The following is an 18225-nucleotide window of genomic DNA, read 5'->3' on the forward strand; positions in this document are numbered from 1 at the left end:
GCTAGCTGGCGATTTCCTGGTAGGCGAACTGCAAGACCGACTCATCCACCCCGGCGAGCACTCGCGGTTTTGCGATATCGTCGAGCACGATGAAGCGCAGCATGCCAGCCCGCGCCTTCTTGTCGCGCTGCATCGTCGCCAGGAGGCCGTGCCAGCGATCAGCGGGATAGCTCAGTGGAAGACCGAGCGTCCCGAGCACCGAGCGGTGGCGTGCGACCACCGCGTCTGACAGCGAGCCAGCCATTCGACCGAGCTCTGCCGCGTAGACCATACCGATCGAGACCGCGACGCCGTGGCGCCACTGATAACGCTCGGCGTGCTCAATCGCGTGGCCAAGCGTGTGGCCGTAGTTGAGGATCTCGCGCAGTCCTCCCTCGCGGAAGTCATCCGACACGACCCGCGCCTTGACCCCAATCGAGAGCTCGACGAGCCGGCGAAACTCATCTGAACCAGGATCGGTCGCGCGCTCCACATCGCGCTCGATCGTGTCGAGAATCTCGGGTTCTGCGATGAATCCATATTTCGCCACCTCCGCAAAGCCGGCGAGTATCTCGTTCTTCGGGAGCGTCTGCAGCAGGTCAAGGTCGCAGATCACCGCGTGGGGTGCATAGAACGCGCCCACCAGGTTCTTCCCCTCGGTGGTGTTAATTCCGGTCTTGCCGCCAACCGCGGCATCCACCATGCCGAGCACCGTCGTGGGAATCTGCACGAGCCGCACGCCGCGCAGCCACGTGGCTGCCACGAACCCCGCGAGATCCGTCACCGCTCCACCGCCGAGGCCGATCACCGCATCGCTACGCGTGAAGTCCGCCTGGCCGAGAATCTGCCAGCAAAACGCCGCAACCTCCACGCGCTTTGCCGATTCCGCGTCGGGCACCTCCGCGAGCAGAACCTGGCCGAACTGCTTCTGTAGTTCAATTCGCAACTCATCTGCGAGCTTTCCCACCGTGGGCGTGTGCACGATCAGCACCTTATTGACGCGTTCACCCAGCGCCTCGGCAACCCGGTCGGTCAAACCGCGGCCCACGGTGATGGTGTAGTTGCCCTCACCCGTGACCGAGATCTGGGTGGGGCCTTGGGCTGTGGTGTCGGTCATGGCGTGCGCGGCTCGTCTTTCGTCGGTGTCGAGTTGGGGGTCTGAGTTGTGTCGGTGCCTTGCGCATCGGGGGCGATGCGGGGTCCAGATGCTTGGCTTCGTCCGACGAGAGGCTCACCGTACTTGCCACGCCCCTGAGCCCTGGCCCACTGCACGACCCGGCGCGAAAGTTGTTCTTTCGTCGCACGGTCGGTACGGAAGGTCACGTCGGCCACCTCGGCATAGAACGGCCGACGCGCATCGAGAATGCGCCCCCAGGCCCCGGGGTCGTCGCGCAGCAGTGGCCGCTTGTCGAGGTTTGCAGTGCGCAACACCGATGCCTGCGTGGTCATCAGAAGCACGACCGGATACTCCTTCAGAAGTTCCCGGGTGCGCTCGGTAATCACGGCACCACCTCCGAGCGCGACGATGCGCGCACCCGGCTCAGAGAGTTCTCTCGCGATGATGTCAGCTTCGATCGCGCGGAAGGCAGCCTCGCCGTGCTCAGCAAAAAAGTCCGTAATCGCGCCGTGACTGCGTGTGAACACGACATCGGTGTCGATGAACGGGATGCCGAGATCCTTCGCGACGCGCCTGCCGAGGCTCGTCTTGCCTGCGGCCATCGGCCCGACAAACACGATTGCTCGCTCGGGCAGGCGATTCTTACGTCTTCGCCGAGAGACCCTCCGCTTCGCGGGCGGGCGTTCCGCGACGATATTGATCGGCTGCGTAAGCGGCTGCTTCGGTGGCGTCGGCACCGGTCGCTGACCCGCTTCGTCGCTCACGATTCGATGCTGGTTGCGAGCTTCTCCGGAATCGCGGCAAGATAGCTCTTCATGTTGCGCGCCGTCTCCGCCACACTGTCGCCACCGAACTTCTCGGTAACCGCGTCTGCGAGAACGAGCGCGACCATGGCTTCTGCGACGACCCCGGCGGCAGGTACCGCAGACACATCGCTGCGCTGGTGATGCGCCTTCGCCTCTTCGCCGGTCAACACGTCGATGGTGGGCAACGCGTTGGGCACCGTCGCGATTGGTTTCATTCCGGCCCGAACACGCAGCACCTGCCCGGTGGTCATGCCACCCTCGATGCCGCCAGCCCGATCGGTGTCGCGCACGATGTCACCGTTGCGCACGTGCAATTCGTCGTGCGCGGCGGATCCCCGACGCCTAGTGGTCTCGAAGCCGTCGCCAACTTCGACGGCTTTGATCGCCTGAATCCCCATGAGCGCCCCCGCGAGTCGCGAGTCGAGCCGCCGGTCCCAGTGCACGTAGGAACCGAGTCCGGGCGGCAGGCCGTAGGCGAGCACCTCGACGATTCCACCGATCGTGTCGCCAGATTTCTTGGTGTCATCGACCTCGGTCACCATACGCTCGCTGGTGGCCGGGTCAAAGCACCGCAGCGGATCGGCATCAAGCACTGCCACGTCCTCGGGCCGGGGCAGCGGCGAGCCTGCGGGCACCTCGATCGGGCCCACCGCGAGCGTGTGACTCACCAGACGAATACCGAGCTCGGCAAGAAACGCGCGAGCAACCGCTCCGAGCGCGACCCGTGCCGCGGTTTCGCGGGCACTTGCCCGCTCCAGCACGGGTCGAGCCTCGTCGAAGCCATATTTCTGCATCCCAGTGAGGTCAGCATGGCCGGGTCGTGGGCGAGTGAGCGCGGCACCTCGGCCACGCGACTTCTCAGACAGCTCGGTCGGTTCAGCACTCATCACCTCAACCCACTTAGGCCATTCGGTATTGCCAATGCGAATCGCGATCGGCCCACCGATGGTGCGCCCCTGCACGACGCCGCCGGAGAAGTTCAGCTCGTCCTGTTCGAACTTCATGCGTGATCCGCGGCCGTATCCCAGCTTTCGGCGCGCCAGGTCTTCGCGCACCAGGGCAAGCGAAATGGGTACCCCTGCGGGCATGCCTTCGAGGACAGCAATGAGTTCTGGGCCGTGAGATTCTCCGGCCGTGAGCCAACGCAACATAGGCACTATCCTCCCACACCGGCGTCGCGCATCGTGGCGAAGAGGCGCGCCTCGTCGGTGAGGGAGAAGGCCGGGTCACCCCCCACGAAGATTCGTACCTGTGCCAGTGCCTGTTCTACCAGCATGTCGATGCCAGCGTGGGCTTCTCCGCCAGCAACTTTCCATCGTTCAGCCAACGGTGAGGGCCAGGGATCGTAGGCGACATCGAAGAGCGGAATAGTACTGATGCCCGCGGGGAGCGCGATCCGTTCACCCGCGTCGCCAGGAAGCGTCGAGATGACTGCCGTCGCCTCGGCAACCTCGGCACGGACGCTCTCCCCTGATTCGGGGTCAGCCCAGCCGTAGCCGAGGACCCGAAACGAACCCCGATCTCCGGCGGAGTCGGCGCGCGACTCATCGAATCGCTCGGCAAGAGCCATCGCGGCCTGTGGCCTGCGAGCGAGCACCGTGACTCGCTCGGCACCGAGTTGCCTGGCTGCGAGAATCGCTGACACTGCGGTGGCCCCCGCTCCCAAGATGAGCGTGCGACTGCGCCGCATGCCGCTCGTGCGCAAGGCAGCGGCGAGGCCTGCTACGTCGGTATTGAAGCCAGCCCAGGAGGGCTCGTCTCCGCCGCCCACCAGACGGAACAGTGTGTTCACCACGCCGCTCTCACGTGCCACTGGGTCGAGCACTGTGCTCAGTCGGTGCGCCTCAGTCTTCAGCGGCATCGTCACTGAGAAGCCTCGCCATTCTTCACCCCGCGTGGCAAGAAATCGCTCGAGGCCAGCCTCGCCGATCCGCACCGCCGTGTAGTGCCAGGGCAGCCCGAGCTGGGTGTACGCCGCGCGATGGATACGAGGCGAGCGTGAATGCGCGATGGGGTGACCGAGCACTGCCAATCGGGCTGGCTGGCCGTTAGTCTCCATCGATGCGGGCACGGTCAGCACCCGCGCCCCGGGTTTGCGATGCACCATTCATTCAGCTCGGCCACCACCTGGTTGTGTTCCTCAATGGTGGTCGAGAACTTCGATTCGCGGGTATCGAGGTTGACCGCGGCGAAGTAGAGCCAATCCCCCGGTTCTGGGTTAAGCGTCGCCTCAATTGCGGCACGCCCAGGGTTCGCGATCGGGCCCACCGGGAGACCCGGGTTCACATACGTGTTCCATGGGTTCGCGTCGGCGAGCGCCTCGTTCGACGACCACACGGTGCCTTCTTCGTGCTGCTGAAACCCGTACTGCGCCGTGGAATCCATCTGCAGCAACATACCCGCATCAAGTCGGTTCTGAATCACTCGCGAGACCTTGCCGAAATCCTCTGCTCGGCCGGCTTCCTTCTCGACGATAGAGGCGGTCGTGAGCACACGCTCACGGTCTTCGACTGCCACGCCCAGTTCGTCGAGAAGTGCGACCTGATAGCCAACGAGTTTTGCGATCGCATCTACGGCGCTGGTCTCGGCCTCGAACTCGTAGGTCGCGGGATACAACCATCCCTCGAGCGACGTTGCGTTCGCCGGCAACCCGAACTGCGCGGGGTTCGCCGCCGCAGCCTGCAGCTCTTCGAGAGGAATCTGAGCACCTGCGGAGACGATCTCGAGGGTCTGCGCGACGGTGCGCCCCTCGGGGATCACCGCGGTGAATTCGATGCGATTCGCAGGGTCTTGCAGCGCAGCGAGCGCGGCCGCGGAGCTCATCTCGAGTCGCAACTGGTACAGCCCCGGCATGAATTCGACCGCGGGCTCCTGCGCGAGCAGCAGCTCATAGAACGCCTGCTTGGTCTTCACGACTCCGGCCTCAGCGAGAGCTTCGGCGATGTCTTCGCCGATCTCACCGGCCGTGATGGTGATCGTGGCCTCGCCCTGGCCCTCGCCCTCGTAGTCATTGGTGGTCCAGCCAAGTGCCTGCGAAACACGCTCGCCGTAGGTGCCCCACAGCGAGGCACCCGCCACAGCCAGGCCCCCGAGCAGTACCGCCAAAACAATGATGACGATCAGGAGTCGTTTACCGGCCCGTTTTGCGCTCATCCGTGTACTCCCCCGTCGCCCGCGTGCTCTTCCGTGTGTTCAGTAGTTCCCGAGCCGGGTTCTATCGTCGATCCTGGCGCGCGCCCCTGCGTTCGTTCGCTATCAAGCGCATGCTGCAGAATCACGACCGCGGCCGCTTGGTCAATGATCTGGCGACTCTGTTTGGTGGTGCGCCCGACCTGCCGCAGCAGCCCCTGCGCCGATACTGTCGAGAGGCGCTCATCGACAAGCCGCACCGTCACGGACCCGTCGCGGCCAGTCGTGTGGAGCACCGTCGCCACCTGCGTAGCGAAGCGCACCGCGTCCTCGGTCGATGGTGTGCGCTCCCCCCGCATGTTGAGGGGGAGCCCAAACACCAGCTCCGCCGCATCGTACTCAGTGGCAAGGTCCAGGATCCGCGCAATATCGCTGGACGCGGCCTCGTCGCGCGGCACCGTTTCCAGCGGGGTGGCCAGCATGCCATGCACATCGCAGCGCGCGACACCGATGCGCGCCTTTCCCACATCGATGCCGAGCCTCACTCCGGTGCGCACGCGTCCGATCCCGTGCTACTCAGCCAGCGCTCGGCGGATCGCCGAGAGCGCCTCGTCAAGCTTGAATGTATCGGTGCCGCCACCCTGCGCGAGATCGTCTTTCCCACCACCGCCACCGCCGAGCACCTGGGCACCGATCTTGGCGAGCGCCCCCGCCTTGGTTCCGGCCTCACGCGCGGCCTGGGTGGTCGCGGCAATCACGAGCGGCTTGCCTGCAGCCTCGCCAGCGAGCACAACAACCGCCGCGACATTCCCGAAGCGCTCGCGCACCTGCTGCGCCAATTGTCGAACATCGTCGGGCGATCCCACAGTCCCGAGCGATCCCAAGACAACCTTCAGGTCTCCGAGGCGTTCAGCTTGCGCGAGGAGCTCCGGGATACGTTCGGAAAGCTTCGCCGCTTCCAACTGGGCGATCTTCTTCTCTGCGGATTTCAATTGCGCGCTGAGGTCTTGCACTCTCTGTACGAGTTCCAGCCGTGGCACCTTGAGTCCGCTCGTCAACTGCTGCACGATTGCCCGCTCTGCAGCGAAATTTCGAAACGCCTCGATCCCGACCAGAGACTCGACGCGTCGATTCGTCGATCCCACGGAACTCTCGCTCACCAGACTGATCATTCCGATCTCGGCTGAACTGCCCACGTGGGTACCTGCGCACAGTTCGCGCGACCAGGGGCCGCCGATGTCTACCACGCGCACCCGATCTCCGTACTTTTCACCAAACAGCGCCATGGCACCGAGCGCCTTTGCGTCGTCGAGCGACATTTCACGGGTGAATACCTCGTGATCCGCGCGAATCGCCAGATTCGAGATCTCCTCGATCTCGGATTTCGTCTCGGTCGACAGCGCCTCACTGTGGGTGAAGTCGAGGCGAAGGTATCCGGCTTTGTTGTAGGAGCCGGCCTGGTGCGCGTTCGCACCCAACACCTGTCTCAGCGCCGCGTGCACAATGTGGGTACCCGAGTGTGCCTGGGTCGCACCGCGACGGTAGTCGGCGTCGACGCGGGTTTCCGCACGGGCATCGATCGACACCGTGCCGACTGTGACCTTCACCGTGTGCACGATCAGTCCGGGCACTGGCTTCTGCACGTCGAGCACCTCGACCTCAAAACCATCGCCCACGATGATGCCCTGATCGCTGTCTTGCCCACCCGCTTCCGCCCACAGTGAGGTCTCGGCGAGCACCAGCTCGGCGATCTGTCCCTCGTTGGCTGAGGCCACGGGTGCGCCATCAACCACGATTCCGAGCACTCGGCTCTCGTGCGTGAGTTCGTCGTACCCCGTAAACACGGTCTCGCCCAGGCCGCGCAGCTCGCGATACACCGTGACGTCGGCGCGCTGGCCCTTCTTCGCTTTAGCGTCGGCCTTCGCCCGGTCACGCTGCTCGGTCATCAACGCGGTGAAGACGTCGGCATCGACGGCGACACCCGCCTCTTCCGCGATTTCAAGCGTGAGTTCGATGGGAAAGCCGAGCGTGTCGTGAAGCAGGAATGCGGTATCGCCGGGAAGGTCAGTTTTCCCGCGTGCCGCACCTGAGATCGCTTCGTCGAGGATCTGAATTCCGGAGCTCAGGGTGCGCAGGAACGCTTTCTCCTCTGCGTATGCCGCGCGCGAGATGAAGTCGAAGTCACGTTCCACCTCGGGGTACGCGCTCTTCATCGCGTCGCGCGACGCGGAGAACAGCGTGGCAAAGCTGGCGCCTTCGACACCCAGCAACCGCATGGATAGTGTGACGCGGCGCAGCAGTCGTCGCAGAATGTACCCGCGACCCTCGTTCGAGGGGGTGACGCCATCGGCGATCAGCATGAGTCCGCTGCGCACGTGATCGGCAATCACTCGCAAACGCACGTCGTCCGCGTGGTCGGCCCCATAGCTCTTGCCGGCCAGAGCGGCCGCGGCATCGAGCACCGGGCGCACCTGATCGATCTCGTACATATTCTCGACACCCTGCTTGATGAAGGCGACGCGTTCGAGCCCCATGCCGGTGTCGATGTTCTTTTGGGGCAACTCCCCCACGATCGTGAAGTCGGTCTTCGACTTCACATCGGTGATCGAGTACTGCATGAACACGAGATTCCAGATCTCGACGTACCGATCATCGTCGGTCGCGGGACCGCCATCGATGCCGTACTGAGGGCCACGATCGAAGAAGATTTCGCTGCAGGGCCCCGCCGGCCCTGGCTGACCGGTCGACCAGTAGTTCGTGTCTTTCCCCAGCCGTTGGATCCGTTCCTGTGGCAGCCCGGCGATCTCACGCCAGAGCCGGAACGCTTCGTCGTCGTCCTCGTATACCGTGACCCAGAGGTCTTTCGGGTCGAACTCGAGCCCACCCGCGGATTCCGCGGTCGTGAGAAGTTCCCAGGCGAAGCGGATCGCTCCCTCTTTGAAGTAGTCTCCGAATGAGAAGTTGCCGCACATCTGAAAGAACGTGCCGTGCCGGGGAGTGCGTCCCACCTCTTCGATGTCATTCGTGCGAATGCATTTCTGCACGCTCGTTGCACGCGAGTAGGGCGAAGGCACGAGCCCCGACAGGTAGGGCACAAACGGCACCATGCCCGCAACAGTAAACATCAGGCTCGGGTCGTCACTGACGAGCGAGGCCGAAGGCACCACCGTGTGACCGTTCTTCTCGAAAAAGTCAAGCCAACGTTGGCGAATCTCGGCGGTCTGCATCGAAATATTGGTCCTTCGTGTGTCGCGTTTCACGCAAATGAGCGGGGAGGCCGCGCCACTTGTGGTTTGGGGCGCGGTGTTGTCGCGAGTGTGTGTCGGTCGGTGGCTATGGCTTCGCTTCGAGCTTCGCCAGGCGCCGCTCAACGTCGTCGAGAACCTCTGAGAACTCTTCCTCGACCTCGTGATAACCGGCGGCCACCGCGTCACTGAACTCCTTCGCCCCGCGCCCGACGCGGTCGAAGAATCGTCGACCCTCGGGGGTCTGATTGACGAAGTGCGCACCGACAAAGCCGAGCGCAATTCCGACGATCAGCCAAGACAGTCTGCGCATGTTGTTCTCCAGTTTCTCTCTGACCCGGTCAGTCTACCGGGCAGGCTCTCTCGCGGGCTCAGAAAACAACTGAGGGGGTGCCAAGTTGGCACCCCCTCAGTTGTTTTCGCAGAACTTAGCGAGCTGCGTAGTACTCGACCACGAGCTGAACTTCGCAGGTCACGGGAACCTCAGCACGCTTCGGGCGACGAACCAACCGCGCCTGCAGCTTGTCGAGCTCGACCTCAAGGTAGCCCGGAACCGGGGGAAGAACCTCTGCGTGTCCGCCAGCGGCGGCAACCTGGAACGGCTCAATGCCCTCCGAGCGGGTCTTCACGTGAATGAGCTGACCCGGCTTGACGCGGAAGGACGGGCGATCCACAATCTGGCCGTTGACCATGATGTGACGGTGCACGACCATCTGGCGAGCCTGGGCAGTAGTGCGAGCGAAACCGGCGCGAACCACCAGTGCATCGAGACGCATTTCGAGAAGCTCAACCAGGTTCTCACCGGTCAGGCCGTCCTGACGACGAGCTTCTTGGAAGGCAATGAACAGTTGCTTCTCGCGGATGCCGTACTGAGCGCGAAGACGCTGCTTCTCGCGCAGGCGTACCGCGTAGTCGCTGTCGCTCTTTCGCTTGGTGCGGCCGTGCTGACCGGGGCCATACGGACGCTTCTCGAGGTAACGAGCCGCCTTCGGGGTAAGGGGAATTCCCAGTGCCCGCGACAGGCGGGTCTTGGAACGGGTACGCGACGTAGTCGACACGTGTTTCCTTTCAGGTTTCTGTGTTCCCCGCGGCGCAGGACTCGCACCGCGGAATGCCCCCTCGGCCAGGCTGGATCCGCATCAACAAGTGATGCACGCGACACAGCACACCGTTACGGTGAGGGAACGACCAGTTGCAGAAACCCGGAATCCGAGCGACTGCCGTCGGTGTGTGCGCTCAGGGACTGAGACCGCACACGACGTTGGCCAGCGATAATCATATCAGGTTCTCGCGCCCTCGCGTGATGCGTCGGATTTTCTCGAGCCGCTCACGCACAACCCGCTCATTTCCGTGATCCGACGGCGCGTAATACACCCGGTTCACCAGTTCATCGGGAAGGTGCTGTTGGGTGACCACACCGAGCGGATCACCGTGCGGATAAACATATCCCTTGCCATGCCCCAGCCGTTTGGCGCCCGGGTAGTGACCATCGCGCAGAGGCTTCGGAACTCGGCCGATCTTGCCCGCGCGCACATCGGCGATCGCGGCATCGATCGCGGAAATCACCGCGTTCGATTTCGGAGCGGTGGCGAGATAGATCGTGGCCTCGGCAAGCGGAATTCGAGCTTCGGGAAGACCAATGAGCTGCGTCGCCTGGGCCGCCGCGACCGCGATCGGAAGCGCCTGCGGGTCTGCGAGACCAATATCCTCCGCCGCGTGCACCATGAGCCGACGCGCGATGAAGCGCGGATCCTCGCCGGCCTCGATCATGCGGGCCAAGTAGTGGATCGCCGCATCTGGATCAGAGCCACGAATCGACTTGATGAACGCGCTGATGACGTCATAGTGCTCGTCGCCGTTGCGGTCATACCTGAGCAGCGCACGATCGATCGAAGCGGCCACGATCTCTGCAGTGACCCGCGGAACTGCGCTCGTCTCGGCAGCCAGATCAGTGGCGGATCCAGCGACAGCGACAGATTCGGGTGCGTGGTCGGACTCAGGAACACCTGGCGCTTCTGCGGCCAGCGCAGAGGCCGCAGCGGCCTCGAGCCCGGTAAGCGCGCGCCTTGCGTCGCCTGATGCCAGGTGCACCAGGGCATCTCTCGCCTCATCGGCGAGTTCCACCACCCCTCCCAATCCGTAGGGCGCGGTCACTGCTCGACGCAGCAAGGTAGAGAGCTCGTCATCGGCCAACGGCTCAAGCGTCAGAAGCAGCGACCGTGAGAGTAACGGGCTGATGACCGAGAAGGAGGGATTTTCTGTGGTCGCGGCGATCAGCGTGATCCACCCGTTTTCAACGCCAGGAAGGAGCGCGTCTTGTTGCGCTTTGGAAAACCGGTGGATCTCGTCGAGAAACAGCACCGTCGAGACGCCGAAGAGGTCTCGGTCGTTGAGTGCGCGTTCCATCACAGTCCGCACATCTTTGATGCCAGCGGTTACCGCTGAGAGCTCAACGAAGCGGCGACCGCTTGATTGGGCCACTGCCTGCGCGAGTGTTGTCTTACCTGTGCCCGGCGGGCCCCAGAGGATCACCGATACGGCACCGCCGCCGTCTGCCGCCTCAGCCGCGAGCACACGAAGCGGTGAGCCCGGCTGCAACAAGTGCTGCTGACCGACGACCTCGTCGAGTGACCGAGGACGCATCCGCACCGCGAGCGGGGCGGTGTGACCGGCCATGGGCTGCATATTCATGCCTTGATGCTAGCGACCGCTCCTGACACTGTGCGCGCGCTGTGGCATAGTTGGAGTGGCATTGACACGGTCGGCGCGAGACGTCGACATCTCTACGATGACGGGTGAATCACGGTGAGTGAAGCGACGAACGAACATCCTTGGGGCCGAGTCGACGAGAACCGCACGGTTTTTGTCCGCGAAGGCGACTCAGAACGCGAGGTCGGGCAGTTCCCTGATGGCACCGCAGAGGAGGCGATTGCCTACTTCGAGCGAAAGTTTTCCGATCTCGCCGGTCAGGTGACACTTCTCGAGGCTCGCATCGCACGTGGAACAGCCGGGGCCGAGATTGCCGATACCGTTGCAAAGTTGCAGGTACTGCTGACCGAGCCAGCCGCGGTGGGTGACATTGCCGCACTTCGCGCCCGCGTTGAGAAGCTCAGCGGCAAGGCAAACGAACTCGGCGAGAAGCAGCAGGCTGAGCGTGAAGCGGCCAAGCAGGCGGCGCTCGCGCAGCGAGAAGCTATCGTGTTGGAGGCGGAAGGCCTTGCCAGTCAGCCCGAAGCGCAGATCCGCTGGAAAGAAACCAGTCAGGCGTTTGAAGATCTCTTCACCACCTGGCAGACGACGCAGCGGAGCGGTCCGCAGGTGCCGAAAGCACAAGCCGATGCACTGTGGAAGCGCTTCCGGAGCGCGAGGCAGACCTTCGATTCGGCGAGACGCGCGCATTTCGCTCAGATGGATGCCACGAACAAGGAAGTCAAGCAGCGCAAGGAGCGCATCATCGCCGCGGCCGAGGCGCTCGCCCCGCGCGGCATCGATGGGATCCCTGCCTATCGGAACCTCCTCGACGAGTGGAAGGCAGCGGGTCGCGCGAGTCGCAAGCTCGATGACCAGCTCTGGGCTCGCTTCAAAGCCGCGGGGGATGTGCTCTACGAGGCGAAGGCCGCCGAGGTCGCGCAATCTAACGAGGAGCATACGGCGAACCTGGCAGCGAAGCAGGCGCTTCTCGCCGAAGCCGAGCCACTGCTCGCCGAGACCGATCGAGTCGCCGCCCGCAAGCGCCTCACCGCGTTGCAGTTGCGCTGGGACGAGGTGGGTCGCGTTCCTCGTGAGGCACTCCGTGAGATCGAGGGCGGGATGCGAAAGATCGAAGATCACGTCAAGTCGCTTGAGGACGAGCACTGGCGGAAGTCGAATCCCGAGACGAAGGCTCGCAGTGAGGGCCTGCGCGGCCAACTCGAGACGTCGATCGCTGACCTGGAAGCCCAGATCGCTGCCGCGTCCGACCCGAAGGTCAAGGCCGAGGCCGAGGCCGCGCTTGCCACGCAGCGATCGTGGCTCTCCGCGCTCGGCGACTAAAACTTATCCACAGATTCACTGGATACCCGACATGAGTTTCCTTCCGGCCGCACACTGGAGGAATGACCGCCCACCCAACGAACGCCAAGCACGCCCCGGCGCCACGTACGATCCCCGCCCGGGGGTTACCCGACCCACCCCGATTCGATCTGTGGCCCGAGGCACTTCGCTCGGCTGAGCTGATTCGTGGAACTCTTGTGCCGTGCGGGCCAGGCCTGCGCGGGGTGGGGTGGCCAGATAGCCCGCGTGTCAGGCTTGCGGCACTCGCACCGTGGCTCATGCATGATCGAATTGCTGCATATCTCACTGCGGCCTGGATCTGGGGTGCGGCGAGGGACCCTGGGAGACCACTCCGCGTGAGCATGCCCGCGCGAACCAGGAACACGCAGTCGCGGTCGACCCAGGTGCGGGTGCAAGAGCTGAGCCTGACAGGCGCGGATCTCAGCCATTTCGGACCGTTCACCGTCACGAGCCCGCTCCGCACTGCGACCGACCTGCTGTTCGACTCCACCCCACTCGGCGTCACAGAACTCGTCGCTCTGCGTCTCCTCTTCCCCCTCATTGATGGGGGCGCTGCGGCGGTGCACTCTCAGATCCTGGCAACCAGACGACCACATCGGAGACGAGCACTCAGCAGACTGACGCTGCGCTTGACTGAACCAAGCGACGCCGTTTCGCACCGAGCTCAGGCCGAGTTCATGCGATAGGCGTCGTAGACCCCCTCGATGCGACGCACTGCGTTGAGCACATGCTCGAGGTGCATCGTGTTGCCCATTTCGAACACAAAACGACTGATAGCGAGTCGCGAACTCGAAGTCTGCACGGTCGCGGACAAGATGTTGACGTGATGCTCTGAGAGCACTCGGGTCACGTCCGACAGGAGGCCAGAACGGTCGAGGGCTTCGACCTGGATATTCACCAGGAAGACGCTGTGCGAGGTGGGTGCCCACTCCACATCAACGAGTCGGTCCCCTTGCCTTTCCAGCGCCAGGAAGTTCTGGCAATCAGTGCGGTGAACCGACACACCCTGTCCCTTGGTGATGAAACCGCGGATCTCGTCGCCCGGTACGGGGGTGCAACACTTCGCGAGTTTCACAAGAACATCCGTAGCGCCCTTGACGACCACACCCGAGTGCGAGACTGACTTGCCCGGGCGGAGCGGTGCGGAAACGGGGATTGCGGCGAGACCGGGATCCGTGGAGGCGGCATCGCGATCCACCAGCGCGGTGACCTTTTCGATGACCGACTGAGCCGAAACATGGCCTTCGCCAACCCCAGCAAACAGGCCAGCCACGTCGACGTAGCGAAGCTGCAGCGCGACCTGCTGGATCGCTTCGGAGTTCATCACCTGGTGGAGCGGGAGGTTCTGCTTTCGCAAGGCCTTCATAAGCTCGTTCTTGCCGAGTTCAACCGCTTCCTCACGGCGCTCCTTCGTGAACCACTGACGAATCTTGTTTTGAGCACGCTTGCTCTTCACAAAGTTCAACCAGTCACGATTTGGGCCGGCGTTCGGGTCTTTGGAAGTGAACACCTCGACTACGTCGCCGTTCTGCAACCCGGTTTCCAGCGGCACCAGACGACCGTTCACCCGCGCACCCATGGTGCGATGGCCCACCTCAGTGTGCACTGCGTAGGCGAAGTCAACGGTCGTTCCCCCTGCAGGAAGCCCGATGACCCGACCCTTCGGGGTGAATACGTAGACCTCCTTCGCGCCAATCTCAAACCTGAGCGCATCGAGGAATTCGCTCGGATCCTCTGTCTCTGCCTGCCAATCGGAGATGTGAGCAAGCCAGGCCATGTCATTGGAAAGTGGGGCGCTGCTCCCCTGCCCCTGCTTGTACTTCCAATGCGCGGCCACGCCATATTCTGCTCGCTGATGCATCTCAAACGTACGAATCTGGATCTCGACCGCGCGACCGTCGGGACCGATCACCGTTGTGTGCAACGATTGGTAGAGATTGAATTTCGGAGTCGCGATGTAATCCTTGAACCGGCCGGGGATCGGCGTCCACCTCGAGTGCACGGCCCCCAGGACCCCGTAGCAATCGCGAATAGAGTGCACCAGGACCCTGATGCCAACCAAATCGTAGATGTCGTCAAAATCACGGCCCCGCACGATCATCTTTTGATAGATCGAGTAGAGCTCCTTCGGACGACCGGTGACCTCGCCGCGTATCTTGGCCTCGCGCAGATCCTGCTCGATTGCGTTGGTGACCACGCCCACCAACTCTTCGCGTTTGGGATTGCGCTGGCTGACAAGGTTGTCGATCTCCGCGTAGAGTTTCGGCTTCAGTACCGCGAACGACAGGTCTTCGAGTTCAGTCTTCATTGATTGAATACCGAGCCTGTGGGCAAGTGGTGCGTAGATCTCGAGAGTCTCTTGCGCCTTCCGCCTGGCAGAATCGCCGGTCACAAAACCCCAGGTGCGGGCGTTATGCAGCCGGTCTGCAAGCTTGATCACGAGTACTCGAATGTCTTTCGACATTGCCACGACCATCTTGCGCACAGTTTCTGCCTGCGCAGAATCACCGTACTTCACCTTGTCGAGCTTTGTCACACCATCGACGAGCATCGAGATTTCTTCGCCAAACTCCTCCGTGAGCTGCGCGAGTGAATAATCCGTATCCTCTACCGTGTCGTGCAGCAGCGCCGCAGCAATCACCACCGGCGAAACACCCAGGTCGGCAAGTATTTGGGCTACCGCGATCGGATGGGTGATATAGGGTTCGCCGCTCCGCCGCTTCTGCCCGCGATGGGAGCGTTCAGCCACGATGTATGCGCGCTCAATGATCGAGAGGTCAGCCTTCGGCCAACCTGCTCGAACCGTGCGCACGAGTTGGTCGACCGCGCCCGGTGAACTGGCTCGCGAAAAAATCCTGGGGACAAGCCGCTTCAATGATGACGCACCGGCTTGCGACAGGTCGTTCCCTGACATGCCTCACCTCCTGCGTCGTGATTGATTGAACGCTACACCACTTGGTGCCTGCTTCACGAACCGAGCAGGCTTCAGCCCTGCGCCTTGCTCGTCGAGGCCTCGACTGCGTCGGAATCCGACACCCCTTCGGTATTCTGCTGGCCCTTGGCCGCTCGGAGCTTCTCTACGCGCGCGTCGTGCTTCTTGATCGCTGCTTCATTCTGCCGCAACTGGACGTACGTCGGTGCGGCGATGAAGATCGTCGAATAGGCACCCACGAGGATTCCGATGAAGAGTGCAAGCGAGATATCGCGCAGTGTTCCTGCGCCGAGCACGACCGCCCCGATGAACAGGATCGAGGCCACCGGGAGGAGAGCCACTACGGAAGTATTGATTGAGCGCACGAGCGTCTGGTTCACCGCCAGGTTCACGGTTTCTGCGAATGTCCGTCGCTCGGTGAATTCGCCCGGGGCCGTGTTCTCGCGGATCTTGTCGAACACCACGACCGTATCGTAGAGCGAGTAGCCGAGGATCGTGAGGAATCCGATCATCGCTGCGGGCGTGATCTCAAATCCGGAAATTCCGTAAATACCCGCGGTCAGAATGAGATCGTGGAACAACGCAATGAGCGCAGCGAACGACATCTTCCAGGTTCGGAAGTACAGCGCCATGACCAGTGTGGCAAAGAGCAAGAACACTACGAGCGCGATCACAGCTTGACGTGTGATGTCCTGCCCCCACAGCGCTCCGATATATGAGGAGGTAACTTCTGCCTCGTCCACCCCGAAGGCATCGGCCAAGGCACCCTTCAGTTCTCGCGACTCTGCCTCATCGAGTTGTTCGGTCTGCACCCTGATATCGGTCTGCCCCACCAGAGAAATTCGCGGCGCGGAGCCGGGAAGCACCTCTTCAACGGCATCCGCGGCGACCTGCTGGTCACGTGCTTCTCCGCCCTCAGTGTGACTCTGGAACTGGCTGCCACCAGTGAACTCGATGCCAAACGTGAAGCCGCCTCGTAGGAACGGCCCGACGATAGCGATGACGATCATCACAGCTGCAATTGTGTACCAGAGCTTGCGCCGACCGATGAAGTCAATCGACTTCTCACCGGTGTAGAGCGCGTTCCCGAACTCTGCAAATGAACGACGAGCCATGCTAGCTGTCCTTTCCGGTCGACGCCGTCTGTATCGGCTGTGAGGCACCAGCCTCAGCGGCCTTCCGCTCGGCAATCGTTTGCCTGCGGTCTGCTTCCTTCACTGCAGCCTGATTCTTCTTTCCGGCTCCAGTGCCCTTGATGACCGGTGCCCGGAACTGAGCACGGCCGCGATACACGGCTCCCAGCTGTTGTGGGTCAAGACCAGATGCTGGATGACCATCGCGATAGAACTTCGTTCGAGACAGAAGCGTCATCATGGGGTGAGTGAACAGGGCGACGACGAGAATGTCAACAATGGTGATGAGTCCGAGGGTGAACGCGAAACCTCGTACGCTGCCGACCGCGAGAATGAAGAGAATCGCCGCAGCCAGGAAGTTGATTCCGTCTGACGCGAGAATGGTGCGGAACGCCTGCTTCCATCCGTTCTCCACTGCGTTTTCAAGCGAGAAGCCGTCTCTGAGCGCATCCCGAATTCGCTCGAAGTACACGATGAACGAGTCAGCAGTGATACCCACCGCGACGATGATGCCGGCAACTCCGGCGAGTGACAGTCGATACCCCTGCCGCCACGAGAGCAGCGCGAGGAGCAGGTACGTCAACACCGCCGCGACTGCGAGTGACGCAACCGTGAGGGATCCGAGTACCCGGTACTGAATCAGGGAGTAGATGACGACCAGAATCAAACCGATGAGTCCAGCCAACAGACCTGCCTGGAGCTGGTTCGATCCGAGAGTCGCAGAGATGTCTTCCTGACTCTGCACGGTGAAGCCGATGGGCAGCGCCCCAAACTTCAGCTGATCTGCGAGTGCCTCTGCACTCTCCTGAGTGAATGATCCGCTAATCGAGGGGCGACCGTCGAGAATCTGTCCGTTCATCTCAGGTGCCGACACGACCAGCCCATCAAGAACGAACGCAAACTGGTTGAGTGGCGGGGTCGCCCCGTACATGCGGGTGCTGATCTCACCGAACGTTTTGGTTCCCGTGTCGTTCAGCGTCATCTGGACGACCCACTGGCCGGTGGTGGCCCCCGTGGAGGTGGTACCGATCATCGCTGAAGCATCGGAGATGGTTTCGCCGCTCATCTCGACCGGACCAAGTATGTACTTGTAGACACCGTATTGATCACAAGTAATCAGGGGGCGGTCTGTCGCTGCTTCACTGAGACCCAGCGCTTGTTCCGAGGTGCAAGAGAAATCGTTGAACTCTGCAAGCAGACCTTCGGTAAGCCAAGCCGTGTCAAACGCGGTGTCTGGCAGTGGATCCGGGTCGACGTTTGCCACAGCTGCATCAGCCGCTGCGGGCGCTTCTGCTGCAGCATCGCCGGGCGCGGATTCTTCGGCTGCAGCCCCAGATTCGTCGGTGACCGTGCTGCCATCACCGGCAATCTCCGTGTCTGCGGCGGCCTGGTCTTCGGCGGTTGGCGCGGTTGTACCCTGGCCGAGGTAGAGCACCGGGCGGAAATCGAGTTTCGCCGATGCCTCGATGCGCTGGAGTGTCGCCTCGTCGGCCTTCCCGGGGATCGATACGGAAATGTTCTGGCTGCCCTGCGTCGTGATCTCAGCCTCAGCTACGCCAGAGGCATCGACACGCTGACGGATGATTGCGACTGCCTGATCGAGCTGCTCACCTGAAACCGACTGTCCGTCGATCTGCGTGGGAGCAAGCAGGATCTGCGTTCCCCCCTGCAGGTCGAGGGCGAGTTTCGGAGTCCAGGTTGCCTCACCACGCCAGACACCGAGGGCGATGATACCCACGAGCGCAATAACGATAACCAACAGGGCGGTAAGCGAGCGCCGGGCTCGTCTCACAGCAGGTGACTGCGCCACGAATCGTCTACTTTCTGTAAC

At 62.6% G+C, this 18225-nt stretch carries 15 protein-coding genes; 2 read left to right on the top strand and 13 right to left on the bottom strand.

Annotation, left to right across the window (positions count from 1 at the left end):
* Position 1: 1 nt before the first annotated feature.
* The 10 genes from aroB to ACR0R4_RS06770 all read right to left on the bottom strand — a co-directional run bounded on the left by aroB (position 2) and on the right by ACR0R4_RS06770 (position 10967).
* Positions 2–1096 carry a 3-dehydroquinate synthase gene (gene aroB / locus ACR0R4_RS06725; protein WP_433646557.1) on the bottom strand — a complete coding sequence of 365 codons (1095 nt, stop codon included), beginning with the start codon at positions 1094–1096 and terminating at the stop codon, positions 2–4.
* A complete protein-coding gene (locus ACR0R4_RS06730; RefSeq protein ID WP_433646558.1) occupies positions 1093–1860 on the bottom strand; it encodes a shikimate kinase in 768 nt (255 codons plus the stop codon). Before ACR0R4_RS06730 ends, aroB begins: the two co-directional genes overlap by 4 nt.
* Positions 1857–3053 carry a chorismate synthase gene (gene aroC / locus ACR0R4_RS06735; RefSeq protein WP_433646559.1) on the bottom strand — a complete coding sequence of 399 codons (1197 nt, stop codon included), beginning with the start codon at positions 3051–3053 and terminating at the stop codon, positions 1857–1859. The genes ACR0R4_RS06730 and aroC overlap by 4 nt, the downstream gene beginning before the upstream one ends.
* A gap of 5 nt (positions 3054–3058) precedes the next feature.
* Complete coding sequence (locus ACR0R4_RS06740) at positions 3059–4009, bottom strand: shikimate dehydrogenase family protein (protein WP_433646560.1); 951 nt, start codon at positions 4007–4009, stop codon at positions 3059–3061.
* Entirely contained in the window at positions 3976–5055 is a 1080-nt protein-coding gene (gene mltG / locus ACR0R4_RS06745; protein WP_433646561.1) for an endolytic transglycosylase MltG, read from the bottom strand. Before mltG ends, ACR0R4_RS06740 begins: the two co-directional genes overlap by 34 nt.
* Positions 5052–5588 carry a Holliday junction resolvase RuvX gene (ruvX, locus tag ACR0R4_RS06750; RefSeq protein ID WP_433646562.1) on the bottom strand — a complete coding sequence of 179 codons (537 nt, stop codon included), beginning with the start codon at positions 5586–5588 and terminating at the stop codon, positions 5052–5054. Before ruvX ends, mltG begins: the two co-directional genes overlap by 4 nt.
* A 15-nt stretch (positions 5589–5603) precedes the next feature.
* Positions 5604–8258, bottom strand: a complete 2655-nt coding sequence (gene alaS, locus ACR0R4_RS06755; protein ID WP_433646563.1) for an alanine--tRNA ligase — start codon at positions 8256–8258, stop codon at positions 5604–5606.
* Between the two features lie 106 nt (positions 8259–8364).
* A complete protein-coding gene (locus ACR0R4_RS06760; protein WP_433646564.1) occupies positions 8365–8589 on the bottom strand; it encodes a hypothetical protein in 225 nt (74 codons plus the stop codon).
* A gap of 115 nt (positions 8590–8704) precedes the next feature.
* Positions 8705–9334 (bottom strand): 30S ribosomal protein S4, encoded by a 630-nt coding sequence (gene rpsD, locus ACR0R4_RS06765; RefSeq protein WP_433646565.1) that lies wholly within the window; start codon positions 9332–9334, stop codon positions 8705–8707.
* A gap of 217 nt (positions 9335–9551) precedes the next feature.
* The gene (locus tag ACR0R4_RS06770; protein ID WP_433646566.1) at positions 9552–10967 is read right to left on the bottom strand and encodes a replication-associated recombination protein A; all 1416 of its coding nucleotides are present in this window, start codon (positions 10965–10967) and stop codon (positions 9552–9554) included.
* Positions 10968–11081: 114 nt separating this feature from the next.
* Between ACR0R4_RS06770 and ACR0R4_RS06775 the strand changes: the two genes are divergently transcribed.
* Both ACR0R4_RS06775 and ACR0R4_RS06780 read left to right on the top strand, forming a co-directional pair.
* Positions 11082–12308, top strand: coding sequence for a DUF349 domain-containing protein (locus ACR0R4_RS06775; protein ID WP_433646567.1), 1227 nt, complete (start codon positions 11082–11084; stop codon positions 12306–12308).
* Positions 12309–12370: 62 nt separating this feature from the next.
* Positions 12371–13015: a hypothetical protein gene (locus ACR0R4_RS06780; protein ID WP_433646568.1), complete on the top strand. Its 645-nt coding sequence runs from the start codon at positions 12371–12373 to the stop codon at positions 13013–13015.
* Here ACR0R4_RS06780 and ACR0R4_RS06785 read toward each other — a convergent pair.
* The 3 genes from ACR0R4_RS06785 to secD form a co-directional block, all read right to left on the bottom strand.
* The gene (locus tag ACR0R4_RS06785) at positions 12994–15243 is read right to left on the bottom strand and encodes a RelA/SpoT family protein (RefSeq protein ID WP_433646569.1); all 2250 of its coding nucleotides are present in this window, start codon (positions 15241–15243) and stop codon (positions 12994–12996) included. The two genes, ACR0R4_RS06780 and ACR0R4_RS06785, sit on opposite strands and share 22 nt — an antisense overlap.
* Before the next feature lie 71 nt (positions 15244–15314).
* Positions 15315–16376 carry a protein translocase subunit SecF gene (gene secF, locus ACR0R4_RS06790; protein WP_433646570.1) on the bottom strand — a complete coding sequence of 354 codons (1062 nt, stop codon included), beginning with the start codon at positions 16374–16376 and terminating at the stop codon, positions 15315–15317.
* A gap of 1 nt (position 16377) precedes the next feature.
* Positions 16378–18204: a protein translocase subunit SecD gene (secD, locus tag ACR0R4_RS06795; protein WP_433646571.1), complete on the bottom strand. Its 1827-nt coding sequence runs from the start codon at positions 18202–18204 to the stop codon at positions 16378–16380.
* Positions 18205–18225: the final 21 nt, after the last annotated feature.

It is taken from the genome of Leucobacter fengyongliangi (genome assembly GCF_050971685.1).
Lineage (GTDB): Bacteria > Actinomycetota > Actinomycetes > Actinomycetales > Microbacteriaceae > Leucobacter.

Coding starts and splice junctions, on each gene's coding strand:
- aroB (WP_433646557.1), bottom strand. CDS start 1,096: ATGACCGACACCACAGCCCAAGGCCCCACCCAGATCTCGGTCACGGGT.
- aroC (WP_433646559.1), bottom strand. CDS start 3,053: ATGTTGCGTTGGCTCACGGCCGGAGAATCTCACGGCCCAGAACTCATT.
- ACR0R4_RS06740 (WP_433646560.1), bottom strand. CDS start 4,009: ATGGTGCATCGCAAACCCGGGGCGCGGGTGCTGACCGTGCCCGCATCG.
- mltG (WP_433646561.1), bottom strand. CDS start 5,055: ATGAGCGCAAAACGGGCCGGTAAACGACTCCTGATCGTCATCATTGTT.
- alaS (WP_433646563.1), bottom strand. CDS start 8,258: ATGCAGACCGCCGAGATTCGCCAACGTTGGCTTGACTTTTTCGAGAAG.
- ACR0R4_RS06760 (WP_433646564.1), bottom strand. CDS start 8,589: ATGCGCAGACTGTCTTGGCTGATCGTCGGAATTGCGCTCGGCTTTGTC.
- ACR0R4_RS06770 (WP_433646566.1), bottom strand. CDS start 10,967: ATGAATATGCAGCCCATGGCCGGTCACACCGCCCCGCTCGCGGTGCGG.
- ACR0R4_RS06780 (WP_433646568.1), top strand. CDS start 12,371: ATGACCGCCCACCCAACGAACGCCAAGCACGCCCCGGCGCCACGTACG.
- ACR0R4_RS06785 (WP_433646569.1), bottom strand. CDS start 15,243: ATGTCAGGGAACGACCTGTCGCAAGCCGGTGCGTCATCATTGAAGCGG.
- secF (WP_433646570.1), bottom strand. CDS start 16,376: ATGGCTCGTCGTTCATTTGCAGAGTTCGGGAACGCGCTCTACACCGGT.